The 12907-nt window shown below is 33.9% G+C and carries 14 protein-coding genes; 7 read left to right on the forward strand and 7 right to left on the reverse strand.

Annotated elements, in window-relative coordinates:
* Nucleotides 1-20 precede the first annotated feature (20 nt).
* Complete coding sequence (locus ACFSC2_RS01870) at nt 21-713, forward strand: MotA/TolQ/ExbB proton channel family protein (RefSeq protein WP_379815932.1); 693 nt, start codon at nt 21-23, stop codon at nt 711-713.
* Between the two features lie 3 nt (nt 714-716).
* Complete coding sequence (locus ACFSC2_RS01875) at nt 717-1112, forward strand: ExbD/TolR family protein (RefSeq protein ID WP_347053012.1); 396 nt, start codon at nt 717-719, stop codon at nt 1110-1112.
* A gap of 364 nt (nt 1113-1476) precedes the next feature.
* Here the strand turns inward: ACFSC2_RS01875 and ACFSC2_RS01880 are convergent, their stop codons facing one another.
* The 3 genes from ACFSC2_RS01880 to ACFSC2_RS01890 form a co-directional block, all read right to left on the reverse strand.
* Nucleotides 1477-2376 carry an energy transducer TonB gene (locus ACFSC2_RS01880; RefSeq protein WP_379815934.1) on the reverse strand — a complete coding sequence of 300 codons (900 nt, stop codon included), beginning with the start codon at nt 2374-2376 and terminating at the stop codon, nt 1477-1479.
* A 503-nt stretch (nt 2377-2879) separates the two neighbouring features.
* Nucleotides 2880-4106, reverse strand: a complete 1227-nt coding sequence (locus ACFSC2_RS01885) for a Glu/Leu/Phe/Val dehydrogenase dimerization domain-containing protein (protein WP_379815936.1) — start codon at nt 4104-4106, stop codon at nt 2880-2882.
* A gap of 142 nt (nt 4107-4248) precedes the next feature.
* Complete coding sequence (locus ACFSC2_RS01890) at nt 4249-4824, reverse strand: chalcone isomerase family protein (protein ID WP_379815937.1); 576 nt, start codon at nt 4822-4824, stop codon at nt 4249-4251.
* Between the two features lie 495 nt (nt 4825-5319).
* On the opposite strand from ACFSC2_RS01890, the gene ACFSC2_RS01895 reads away from it, so the two are divergent.
* The 5 genes from ACFSC2_RS01895 (at nt 5320) to ACFSC2_RS01915 (ending at nt 9633) form a co-directional block, all read left to right on the forward strand.
* The gene (locus ACFSC2_RS01895) at nt 5320-6462 is read left to right on the forward strand and encodes an acyl-CoA dehydrogenase (RefSeq protein WP_379815938.1); all 1143 of its coding nucleotides are present in this window, start codon (nt 5320-5322) and stop codon (nt 6460-6462) included.
* A gap of 143 nt (nt 6463-6605) precedes the next feature.
* Entirely contained in the window at nt 6606-7583 is a 978-nt protein-coding gene (locus ACFSC2_RS01900) for a M28 family peptidase (RefSeq protein WP_379815939.1), read from the forward strand.
* 35 nt (nt 7584-7618) lie between these two features.
* Nucleotides 7619-8296, forward strand: a complete 678-nt coding sequence (locus tag ACFSC2_RS01905; protein WP_379815940.1) for an SDR family NAD(P)-dependent oxidoreductase — start codon at nt 7619-7621, stop codon at nt 8294-8296.
* Between the two features lie 29 nt (nt 8297-8325).
* On the forward strand, nt 8326-8922 hold the full coding sequence (locus tag ACFSC2_RS01910; RefSeq protein ID WP_379815941.1) for a SprT-like domain-containing protein: 597 nt from the start codon (nt 8326-8328) through the stop codon (nt 8920-8922).
* Nucleotides 8923-9027: 105 nt separating this feature from the next.
* On the forward strand, nt 9028-9633 hold the full coding sequence (locus ACFSC2_RS01915) for a hypothetical protein (RefSeq protein ID WP_379815942.1): 606 nt from the start codon (nt 9028-9030) through the stop codon (nt 9631-9633).
* A gap of 67 nt (nt 9634-9700) precedes the next feature.
* On the opposite strand, the gene ACFSC2_RS01920 is transcribed toward ACFSC2_RS01915, so the two are convergent.
* From ACFSC2_RS01920 to ACFSC2_RS01935, 4 genes are all read right to left on the reverse strand, one after another.
* Nucleotides 9701-10462, reverse strand: coding sequence for an ABC transporter ATP-binding protein (locus ACFSC2_RS01920; protein WP_379815943.1), 762 nt, complete (start codon nt 10460-10462; stop codon nt 9701-9703).
* Nucleotides 10462-11208, reverse strand: a complete 747-nt coding sequence (locus tag ACFSC2_RS01925) for an MlaE family ABC transporter permease (protein ID WP_379815944.1) — start codon at nt 11206-11208, stop codon at nt 10462-10464. Before ACFSC2_RS01925 ends, ACFSC2_RS01920 begins: the two co-directional genes overlap by 1 nt.
* A 79-nt stretch (nt 11209-11287) precedes the next feature.
* Nucleotides 11288-12136: a glycosyltransferase family 2 protein gene (locus tag ACFSC2_RS01930; RefSeq protein ID WP_379815945.1), complete on the reverse strand. Its 849-nt coding sequence runs from the start codon at nt 12134-12136 to the stop codon at nt 11288-11290.
* Nucleotides 12137-12222: 86 nt separating this feature from the next.
* Entirely contained in the window at nt 12223-12750 is a 528-nt protein-coding gene (locus ACFSC2_RS01935) for a methyltransferase (RefSeq protein WP_379816362.1), read from the reverse strand.
* Between the last annotated feature and the right edge of the window lie 157 nt (nt 12751-12907).

The following is a 12907-nucleotide window of genomic DNA, read 5'->3' on the forward strand; positions in this document are numbered from 1 at the left end:
TTAAAAACCAGAATTAATATATGTTTAGTTTTATTCAATTACAAACAGATACAATCGCACAAGCTTCAAACGTAGTGATCGAAAAGATCGCGCCTGAACAAGAAATTTCAATGTTTGGGTTTATCATGAAGGGGGGAGTTTTCTTGATTCCGATTGCGATTCTATTGTTTTACACTATTTATATAATCTTTGAACGTTATATGTATATCAGCCGAGCATCTAAAATTGACAGTCGTTTGATGCAGGATGTAGGAGATAAATTAAATTCTGGAAATATCGAATTAGCGAGAACAATTGTAGAAAGAAATGATACCGCTGCTGCGAATATTTTAAAAGAAGGCGTTTTGGTAATCGGAAGACCAATTGCAGAAATCGAATCGAATATGGACCGCGCTGCTGATATCGAAATTGGCGAAATGGAAAGACGTTTAGGCCACCTTGGTCTTATCGCTGGTATCGCGCCAACTCTAGGTTTCATCGGAACAATTTCTGGGGTTATCAAAATTTTCTACAGTATTTCGGTTACAGAAAACATTAGTATCGGAAATATTTCTGGAGGTTTATACGAGAAAATGATCAGTTCAGGATCTGGACTTATTGTGGGTATTATCGCTTATAGTGCGTACCACTTATTAAACGGAAAAATTGATGATTTTGCGTTAAAAATCCAAAAGCAGATTTTAGAATTTGTCAACATCATTCAAAGAGCATAAAGTATGTCTATTAAAAGAAAAAGAAGATTTCACGCAGAGGTTGCAACTTCGTCCTTAAGTGACATTATGTTTTTCCTGTTGTTGTTTTTCTTAATTATTTCAACACTGGCAAATCCGAATGTGATTAAGATGACGCTTCCAAAAGCCAAATCAAATGAAAAAACCAATAAGCAATTAATAAGTTTATCGGTTACAGAAGATAAAAAGTTCTACATTGACAAAGAACCAGTAGATTTCGAAAACCTGGAAACTTCGCTAATGTCAAAAATAGGAACCGATAAAGAACAAACCGTTGTAGTTCGAATTCCGTTTAATCTCCAAGTACAAGATCTAGTAGATGTTTTGCAGATAGGAGTGAAGAACAATTTGAAGTTTGTAATTGCTACAAGTCCGAAATAGATTTATAATTAGGGCGTGACCACAATAAATAAAATGGGCTAATCAGCATAACGTTGATTCGCCCATTTTTTTATTGCGGTCGGGCTATCCACGCTACTTCGGTAGCCAGCTCCTATCCCTCACGCGAGCAAAATTAAAACACAATCTTCGTTATTACGAGGAACTAAGCAATCACAATAGAAAATATACCACAATCTTGTCATTTCGACGAAGGAGAAATAACACTAGAAACTCCGCAAAGTAACTCTCCAATCTTTGCCGAATCCCGCGTGTGATTTCTCCTTCGTCGAAATGACAAACTTCATGAGGAATAAAAAAAGGCTTTCAGTAAATCTGAAAGCCTTTTCTATTGTGTTTTATAATTTTAATTCAAATTGAAATTATAAATAATCTTCCCAATTTGTTTAGCTGCTGCGTTATCATCAGCTGACCATTTTGTATTTAATGCAGCTATTTTTGCTTGTTCTAATAAACAGCTAGCCTTGTTTGTGGTTCCTTTAATTCCGGCCGTTGCACTTATCGTTTTTCCAGTTTGGTCTACTGTAACTTCAACGACAACTGTTCCTTCTTCATTGCAAGTATATTTTGGAGCAGGTTTAGACAAAGCTTTTCTTCCGTTTAGCGAATATCCAGTTCCGCCACCAGAACCGCCGCCACTACCAGCACCGTAACCGCTTCCAGTACCAATACCATTTCCGGTTCCGTTACCGCCTCCAGTTCCTCCGCCAGAACCACCGCTTCCGTAATATCCGTTAGAGTTTAAACTTCCGTTAGCTTTTCCTTTATTTCCTGCTGTTTTGTCATCTCCGTCACCGCCTTTGTTCGAACCCTTCATTATACTCGATAACGCATCATTTGTAGAGTTAGAAACTTTTGGTTTCTCTGGAACAGGTTTAGGATCTACTTTTACGGGAACAGGTTTTTTAGGTTTTTCTTTTGTCGGAATAACAACGTCATTATCTGCTGTTGTATTTTCCTGAGATATAATTGCTTCTTCTTCTACAGCTTTTGCAGGCGTTTGTTTTGCATTATTCTTTACTTCCAAAACTTCGTTTTTGTAATTGGCTCCAGAACCCAAATCACTATCTCCAAAATTTACGGTTACGCCACCTCCGCCACCTCCGCCTTCGGCAAGGGCAACATTATTTTCTGGATTATAAGGAGGCCAAAAGCGAATAAAAAACAGCAATAGAATTATTGCCGCATATATTGCAGTAGTAAATAGTAACGATTTCTTTTTATCTGAAGAAACAGTAGCACTCATTTTGATTCTGAATTTTGAAATGTATTATTTTAAAAACGTTTAAAAGTAGTAAAAATTGTTTAGAATAAAGGATGCCGTTGTAATTTAACCGCAAAGCACGCAAAGGCTTTTACGCAAAGCGCACAAAGTTTTTTTTGAGAAAATCTTTAGATTAAAAGTTCGCAAAGCTTGATCTACACAAAGCTTTGCGAACTTAATATTTAGATCTTGCTTACGTTCTAAGTAAAAAAACTCAGCGTGCTTTGCGTTAAAAAAAGTGCTGGTGTAATTTAACCGCAAAGTTCGCTAAGGGTTTTACGCAAAGTTCGCAAAGTTTTTTTTGAGTAAATCTTTAGATTAAAAGTTTGCAAAGCTTGATCTACACAAAGCTTTGCGAACTTAATATTTAGATCTTGCCTGCGCTCCCAATAAAAATACCTTAGCGTGCTTTGCGTTAAAAAAATTAATCGTAAAAAAAAGCGAGCCAAATAATTCAGCTCGCTTATAATAAAGTATAGTAAAAATTACACTAACTGTTTCAATGCAATCTCAAAAGCAGTTGCACTGATATGTGTTTTTGACGAATTCAAAGCGTGCGCTTTTACAATTGCATTTTTAATAGTTTTAGACGTATCATTAAAAATCGCATCATCCGTCATTTGAACTTTTTTCTCCATGAAATAAGCAAAAACCCTCGCCATTCCGCAGTTAGAAATAAAGTCTGGAATCAAACTTACTTTGCTGTCTACTTCTTCCATAATAGAACCAAAGAAAATTTCTTTATCAGCAAAAGGAACGTTTGCACCGCACGAAATAACTTCCAATCCATTTGCGATTAGATTCTCAATTTGATCTTGCGTAACCAATCTTGAAGCCGCACAAGGCGTGAAAATCTCAGCACCAATTGTCCAGATTTTAGAATTAATTTCTTCAAACGGAATCATATTGTCGGCTACTAATTTATTTCCGTCTTTATTTAAAAACAACGTTTTGATTTCTTCAAAAGAAAAACCCTCTTCTTTGATTACTCCACCGTCGCGATCGATAATTCCGATTACTTTTGCACCCATTTCTGCTAAATAAAAAGCAGCGGCAGAACCAACATTTCCAAAACCTTGTACAATTGCTTTTTTGCCTTTAATGTCGCCGCCATAAATTCCGTAGAAATGACGAACAGCTTCCGCAACTCCAAAACCGGTAATCATATCAGCTACAGTATATTTTCTAGTTACATCTGGAGAGAATTTTGGGTTTTCGATTACTTTAATAACTCCTTGACGTAATTGTCCAATTCTGTTGATTTTATCTGCGTCAGTTGGTTTAAAATGCCCGTTAAAAACACCCTCTTGCGGATGCCAAACACCACATTCTTCTGTCATTGGGATTACTTCGTGGATTTCGTCAACATTTAAATCTCCTCCAGTTCCATAATAACTTTTTAATAATGGCGAAACTGCTTTGTACCAACGCTGTAAAACGCCTTTTTTGCGAGGATCGTTCGGATCAAAGTTAATTCCAGATTTTGCACCGCCGATAGCAGGTCCAGAAACTGAGAATTTTACCTCCATTGTTTTTGCCAAAGACAAAACTTCATTCATATCCAAGCCTTTTCTCATTCTTGTTCCACCGCCGGCAGCTCCTCCGCGAAGCGAATTAATTACAGTCCATCCTTCTGCCTCAGTTTCAGAGTCTTTCCAGTTAAAAACAATTTCAGGTTCTTTATTTTCAAATTGTTGTAATAAATCTTTCATTTTCTTGAGATATGTTTAGTTTGCGTAAATGTATAAAATAGAATAATGCGAATAATGTATTTTATGCAAATTTTAGCACCTAAAAAAAGAAAGCCGAAAACGTTGTAGTTTTCGGCTTTCAAATCGTATTAAAAACTAGAAATTACATTCCTAACAAATTCTTTTTTAAAGTTTCGTCAACTGGTTTATCAGAAAGCCAGATACCAAATAATGCTTGTTTGAAATCAAATCCGGTGATTTTTCCTTTCGATACTTCATTTTTAATTACACTCACACTTTGATCAAGCGGATTGTAAAATAAAACAAACACATCTTTTTCTGTAATTGCATCACTTAAGTAAGTTTTGAACTGTTCAATTCTTGGACGCAAAGACTCAAGATTACTTCCTGCAGATTTTTCAAAACCAGCGTTCATCGCTTTTGTTAATTTATTTGAAGAAACCATAGATGAAGTAATTTCAATTCGAACAGCCATTTCGGTATCGCTATCAATAATATATTTTGGGTCTTGACTTAACTGCGATAAATATAGCGCTTGAACATAAACTTCTAACCACATTTTAGATCTGCCGCCTGCACCGTTAAGCTGTAAAGTTTTGCCTTGAAAATCTATTTTTCTAGGAACAGTAACACCATTAACATCAATTTGAGTCTGCGCAGAAACGGTTGAAAATTGTAAGCTTAAAAGGAGTGTAAGTAATAGTAAAATCTTTTTCATGTTCTATCAATTATTTATTTTTTGGTCAAAAATAATGTTAATTTCTTAATATTTCATTCATTTTTTAAATGTTTTTTTCTTGTAGATTTTACATTTAAAATTCGTATTGCATTAATAATCAAATTAGTAAGACTTGTTTTACGTACTTTTACGTATTTTAAGAATTGTTTAATATTGGATAGTGAAAAATTAGTCAAAAAATGCCTTTATTTTAGGTTTTTTATAGCCTATTCTGATTTATCATTTTTATAAAATTCGCTGCAAAATTCTTGTTCATTACGTCGAAAACCTACATAATTACGAAAACGTTATCGTGATTGTTGCTGATCGTGTAATTTTATATGCATGCATTGTAAATTAAACTTTTAAAAAGTATCTTTGGAAGCCTTTGAATTAAACTTAAAGGTCTTTCTTAAACACAAAAAACAAACAAATAAACCAACGGCTGAGAACTTCAATAGAACTTAGCCGAACAAAAAAATAAAATAAACGATTATGGATTTTAATCTTACAGAAGAACATTTAATGATTCAACAAGCAGCAAGAGATTTTGCTCAAAACGAATTATTACCTGGTGTTATTGAACGCGACGAAAAACAAATTTTTCCAACCGAACAGGTTAAAAAAATGGGTGAATTAGGATTTATGGGAATGATGGTGGATCCTAAATATGGAGGAAGCGGTCTAGACGCTATTTCGTACGTTATTGCAATGGAAGAAATTTCTAAAGTTGATGCTTCGGCTTCTGTTGTAATGTCTGTTAATAACTCATTAGTTTGCTGGGGATTACAAGAATTTGGTACAGAAGAACAAAAACAAAAATATTTACCTGGTCTGGCTTCAGGACAAATTCACGGGGCATTTTGTCTGAGCGAACCAGAAGCAGGAAGTGATGCAACTTCTCAAAAAACAACTGCCATTGATATGGGAGATCACTATTTGGTAAACGGTACAAAAAACTGGATTACAAACGGAAATACAGCTTCGGTATATTTAGTGATTGCACAAACGCATCCGGAATTGAAACATAAAGGAATCAATGCTTTGATTATGACCAAAGATATGCCAGGTTTTTCTGTTGGTCCAAAAGAACAGAAAATGGGAATTCGTGGTTCGGATACACATTCTTTAATGTTTTCGGATGTAAAAGTTCCAAAAGAAAATAGAATCGGAGAAGATGGTTTCGGATTTAAATTTGCAATGAAAACGCTGGCGGGAGGTAGAATCGGAATTGCTTCTCAAGCACTAGGAATTGCTTCTGGAGCTTACGAGTTGGCTTTGAAATATTCTAAAGAGCGTAAAGCTTTTGGAACAGAGATTTGCAATCACCAAGCAATTGCATTTAAATTGGCAGATATGGCTGTAAATATCGAAGCTGCACGTCATTTGTGTATGAAAGCGGCTTGGGATAAAGATCAGCATAAAAATTATGATGTTTCTGGTGCAATGGCAAAATTATTTGCTTCGCAGGTGGCAATGGATACAGCGGTTGAAGCGGTTCAAATTCACGGAGGAAATGGTTACGTAAAAGAATATCATGTTGAACGTATGATGCGTGATGCAAAAATTACTCAGATTTACGAAGGAACTTCGGAAATTCAGAAAATTGTAATTTCAAGATCGGTTATCGCAGGATAATCAGCTGTTCTAAATATTTTAAACCCTTTCGATTTTATAGTTTGAAAGGGTTTTTTTATGATTATTCTTTAAGTTTTCATAAGTTTATAGATTGAAATATTATTTATTTTCCTTTTTTAAAAACTAACTAAAACTTAAATACAATGAAAAAACTCTACTATTTACTTCCTTTTATCTTTTTGGCTTGTAAATCGAACACTACAACCACAGCAGAAAAAGAATCAAAATCTGCTTCAAAACCAATTGAAGTAACTTATAAAGTCAATGAAACTGAAATTTCGGATTTCTTAAAATATCTTTCTTCTGATGAATTGGAAGGTCGTGAAACGGGAACTAAGGGAATCGAGAAAGCAGCAGTTTTTTTAGAAGATTATCTAAAGAAAAATAATGTAAAACCGTATTTCAAAACGTATCGCGATACGCTTACTAATTTTAAAAGTCCCGCGTATAATATTGTCGGTGTTATTGAAGGAACCGATCCTGAACTTAAAAAAGAATTTGTTGTTTTAAGTGCACATTACGATCATATTGGTTTAGAAAAAAAACAGCAGGCTGATATGATTAACAATGGAGCTAATGATGACGCTTCGGGAGTGACTTCTGTTGGAGCAATGGCAAAATATTTCAGCGAAACAAAATCAAATAAACGCAGTATATTAATTGTATTTTTTGCTGGGGAAGAAAAAGGATTGTTGGGTTCTAAAAGTTTAGTTCAGAAACTGAAAAAACAAGATTTTAATCTCTATGCCCAATTAAACATCGAAATGATTGGTGTGCCAATGAAAAGAGATTATCTAGCGTATATTACTGGTTTTGATAAATCGAATATGGCTCAGAAAATCAATGAATATACAGGAAAAAATACGATTGGGTTTTTACCAAAAGAAGCAGAATATCAATTGTTTTATAGATCAGATAATTATTCGTTTTTTCAAGCTTTCGGAAAACCGTGCCAGTCGATAAGTACTTTTGATTTCGAAAACTTCGATTTTTACCACCATGTTTCGGATGAATTTAAAGTGATGGATGTTCCGCATATTACTGCTTTCACTCAAGAATTATTACCAGCTGTAACCAAAATCACCGATTCGCCAAAACAGGAAATTACTATGAATAAATAGCAGTCCGTTTTGTCGCATTTGATTATTTTTGCTTCATGAAAAATATTATTGTTACAGGAACCAGCAGAGGAATCGGATATGAGTTAGCATTACAATTTGCTAATGCTGGTCATCAGGTTTTGGCTATTTCAAGAAATACTCCAAAAATATTAATGGAAAATCCTAATGTGAGCTGTCTTTCGGTTGATTTATCAGTTGAAGATTCGCTTCAGGAAGTAGAGCATTTTCTTTCTTCAACTTGGAAAAAAGTAGATGCAGTGGTTCATAATGCTGGAGCTTTGCTTTTAAAACCTTTTGCAGAAACCACTCAAGCCGATTTTGAAAGTATTTATAAAGTAAATGTTTTTGCCGTTGCAAACCTAACACGTATTTGTCTTCCGTATTTAGAAAAAGGAAGTCATGTTGTAACAATAAGTTCAATTGGCGGTGTTCGCGGCAGTTTAAAATTTGCAGGATTAGCGGCGTATAGTTCGAGCAAAGGAGCAGTAATTACTTTGACAGAGTTATTGGCTGAAGAATACAAAGAAAAAGGTATTTCGTTTAATGTTCTGGCTTTAGGTTCAGTTCAAACTGAAATGCTTAACGAAGCTTTTCCAGGTTATCAAGCGCCAATTTCGGCAGAAGGAATGGCGACTTACATTTATGATTTTACACTAAACGGAAATAAATATTTTAATGGAAAAGTTTTAGAAGTTTCTTCGACTAATCCATAACTCATAACAAATAACATTTAACCCAAATTTTGAGCGAAACTTTAGCTAAATATATACCGGAACATGCAGTCAAACCCGTTTTTGATTTGATTGTTGCCAATCAGGTTCATCTGAAAATCGTAAATGAGCGTCAGACACGTCATGGAGATTACAGACGCGGACCGAGCGGGAAGCATGAAATTACGGTAAATGCCAGTTTAAATAAATATCGTTTTTTAATTACCTTGATTCATGAAATTGCTCATTTGGTTGCGTTTGAAAAATTTGGACGAAATATAAAACCACACGGCAATGAATGGAAATTTACTTTCCAGCGATTAATGGTTCCGTTCATAAGGCCGGAGATTTTTCCGGGTCAAATTCTGCCTCTGTTAGCACGTCATTTTAAAAACCCTTCGGCGAGCAGTGATACAGATACCACTTTGTCTTTGGCATTAAAACAATATGACACAGACAGCGATAAGAATTATGTTTTTGAAATTCCGTTTGGAAGTGTTTTTAAAATAAAAAATGGAAAGGTATTTAAGAAACTTGCCGTGAGGACAAAACGTTTTGAATGTATTGAAATAAGCTCAGGAAAAACGTATCTCTTTAATCCAAATGCGGAAGTAGAAGTAATACATTAAATCCCAAAAATATAAAATCCAAAATCCAATTTTAAAAGTTGGATTTTGGATTTTTTTATTGGCTGTTGAGAAATATATTATCTTAGAAATAGAATAAAAAGGATCATGATAAAAAAACTACTTAAAATTACTTTTGTTCTTCTACTTTCAAATTTAGCTTCTTCACAAGAAATTAAAGAGGTTAAATTAAAAGAAAAAACCAACCCAATTATTTATGCCGAGGCTTTCGGAGGTTTTTCATGTATGGATTATTTTGGTTTTGCTGGCGGCGGAGAAGTGAATTATCAATACAAGAAAAGTTTGTTTACTTTACGATATTCGCATTTAACGGGATATGTGCAAAGAGATAGTGTTTTTTCTTTTCACAATGCGCAAGATAATGACGAATATGCTGTCATGTACGGAAGAAGATGGATAAAAAACAGTCATTCTTTTAGTATCTCTACAGGAATAAGTTCGAATAATTTAAAAACAACTATTAGAGATTTTGATAACAATCGCAATTTCAGATATGAAAGATATTATGCTGTTCCTTTTGAAGTTAATTTTAAATGGTTTAAGCCAAAAAGGAAAAGAAAATCTAATTTAGTATTGAATGCCATAACTCCTAGTGTTGGTCTCAAAATATATGGAGCAATATCTAAAAATACTTTTGCTGGTGTTGGACTTACAATAGGTTTGGGGCTTAATAAAGAATACGATAGTCAATAAGAAAATCCCAAATTCCGGTTTTACAATTGGAATTTGGGATTTTAAATATCGAAATTTAAAAAGGTTTTTAACCTTTCAAATAGGCTTCTCTTACTTTCTTGAATAGGTTAGAAGAATAAACAAACTTCACGATATCTTTATTGTCAGTTCTAAAGATTTCTTCTTTAGTTCCCTGCCAAGCTTTTAGACCTTTTTTAAGGAAAACAATATTCTCACCGATTTCCATAACCGAGTTCATATCGTGTGTGTTAATTACGGTTGTAATATTGTATTCTTTTGTAATTTCCTGAATCAAATTATCGATCAAAGTTGAGGTGTTTGGATCAAGACCAGAGTTTGGCTCATCACAAAACAAATATTTCGGATTATTTACAATTGCGCGGGCAATTGCAACACGCTTCTGCATTCCTCCAGAAATCTCCGAAGGCAGTTTCTTATGTGCATCAACCAGATTTACTCTTTCTAAAACAAAATCAACACGTTCTTTGATTTGTGCTTTAGTATTATTAGTAAACATTCTCAATGGAAAAGCTACATTTTCTTCAACCGTCATAGAATCAAACAATGCACTTCCCTGAAATACCATTCCGATTTCAGTTCTTAATTCACGTTTTTCGTCTTTATCTAAATCAGAATAAACTCTTCCGTCAAATTCAATTGTTCCCGAATCCGGAGTGTGAATTCCTAATAATGTTTTTAATAAAACTGTTTTTCCAGATCCACTCTGTCCGATGATCAAGTTGGTTTTTCCAGTTTCAAAAACGGTCGAAACGCCTTTTAAAACTTTACTGTCGCCAAATGATTTCTCTATGTTTTTTACTTCGATCATTATCCTAATAATAATTGTGTTAATATATAATTTAGAAGAATGATAGTAACCGATGTCCATACAAATGATATGGTACTTGCCTTTCCAACTTCTAGTGCTCCACCTTTCATGTAATATCCGTGAAAAGATGGAATGGTTGCCAATAGCATTGCAAAAATCAAGGTTTTGATAAAAGCGTAAGTAATATGAAAAGGTATGAATTCCATTTGAGCTCCTGAAATAAAATCTGCTCCTGTAGAAAATCCTCCATAAGCACAAGCAATCCATCCGCCAAAAATTCCTAAAAACATACTAATACCTATTACAAAAGGGTACATTAGTAAAGCGATGATTTTTGGAAAAACCAAATAGTTCAATGAATTAACCCCCATTACTTCCAGCGCATCGATCTGTTCGGTAACTCGCATAGTTCCGATACTTGACGTAATGTAAGATCCCATTTTTCCGGCCATAATTACCGAAATAAAAGTAGGAGCAAACTCCAAAATTACGGATTGACGTGTAGCAAAACCAATTAAATATTTTGGGATTAAAGGATTTGTTAAGTTTAAAGCCGTTTGAATGGCAACAACTCCTCCGATAAAGAAGGAAATAAAGCAAACAATTCCCAAGGAATCAATTATAAGATCGTCAATTTCTTTTAAGATTAGATTTTTCATAACAGACCATTTTGTCTGTTTATTGAAAATTTCTTTAAGCATTAAAAAATATCTTCCTATTTGGGATAAATAACGAATTAGCATCATAAGTTTTAAATATTGGCTAAGGTAAAAAGAAGTTATGAGTTTTGGGTTATGAGTTAAGGTTTTTCGGCATTTTGTCGAATCAAATTAACTTTTGTTTCATTTTTTCCAAACGATAATTTCTAATAAATTTAGCTTGTTCGGGGGTAACTAATAAAGGCGTTTTGGCTTTTTTGGCTTTCAAAAATCCTCTAATATAATCAAAAAATAGAAAAGGCTTTTTCTTCATCATGGCTAGTTTTGCAGATGCAATTGAAGTGATCCAAAAACCGTAACCTAAAGTATAAAAAGCTTCGCCTTGTTTGTAACGTGCTGTTTTGTTGTAATTTGCGCCGGTTGGTTTTAAATGTTTTACGTGTAAAGATTGGTCGGTAACAATTTTCCAATCATAATATTTACATAGTAATTCATCAACAGTGTCCCAGCCCATTGCAGGTCGTAAACCTCCAATTTGTTGAAATGTTTCTTTTCTGTACGCTTTTAAAGCACCGCGAATATGATCTTTATCGGTAAGATTTTCTAAAACCCATTCACCATTTTTATCAATGTAACAGAATCCGCCCGCCATTCCGATTTTTGGATCTGATTCGAAATGTTTGATTATAGTTTCGAAATAGTTTAGAGGAAAAATTAAATCGCCGTCGATTTTTACAATAATATCATATTCAGAATCCAAAGTTTCAAAGCCTTTCTGAAATGCTTGAATTACTTTGCTTCCCGGCATATGAATCGCATCTGAAGTTTTGTTGACTACAGAAATGTACGGATTCTCTTTTGCAAAACCCAACACAACTTCTTCTGTTTTATCGGTAGAATTGTCGTTTACAACCACAATTTTTGAAGGCAAAACAGTTTGTGTAACTAGAGATTGAAGCGTCAAGCCAATTAAATCCTGTTCGTTGTGCGCGGGAATGACGATGTAGTATTTCATTTAGAAAATTTTAGATTTTAGATTTTAGACTTTAGATTTTTTTACTTTATCTAAAATCGGAAATCCAAAATCGTTAATCTGTAATCTTAGTTCTTTACTTTTTCAGCAACAACAATATAATATCTCGGAGTGAAATATCGTAATAAAGGTCTGAAACCGAACTTTTTTACTGGATGTGTAAATTGCAGACGATCTGTTATTTTCCATCCTGTTTTTTCTAAAAGCCAGTCTAACTGCCAGTCTTCAAATTCATGATAATGTCTGTCCCACATATCTGTTTTAGAGCGATATGCTGGTGAGAACCATAAACGTAATGGAATTGAAATTAACAATTTATCGCATTTTACGTTTTGTAAAATCGTATATGGATTTAGTAAGTGTTCGAAAATTTCAAATGCAGTAAAAACAGTATATTCTTCTGTTTGCAAAGCAGTTTGATCGTTGTCTAAATCTTCACCTTTTGTGTTTTTTACCGTATAACCATTTTCTTCCATTATTTTAGAAAATGGATTAGGAACACCAAAATCAAATATGGTTTCTGATGTGCTGACATGCTTTTTTAAAAACTCTAAGGTAAGTTTGAATCTTTTGTTCGGAAACGTTTTTTCGTACATAGTCATTGCGAACGAATCAATTCTCGTTCTTGATTTTAATTAGGTCGCAAATATACTAAAAAAGAAATCAGTGTTTAGTTTTTAGTATTCAGTTGAGGTGCTATGTTAAAATGAATTTCTCGCAAAGATTCAAAAAATTGAAAAAAATAAACCATAT

It is taken from the genome of Flavobacterium artemisiae (genome assembly GCF_042678225.1).
GTDB classification, from domain to species: domain Bacteria; phylum Bacteroidota; class Bacteroidia; order Flavobacteriales; family Flavobacteriaceae; genus Flavobacterium; species Flavobacterium artemisiae.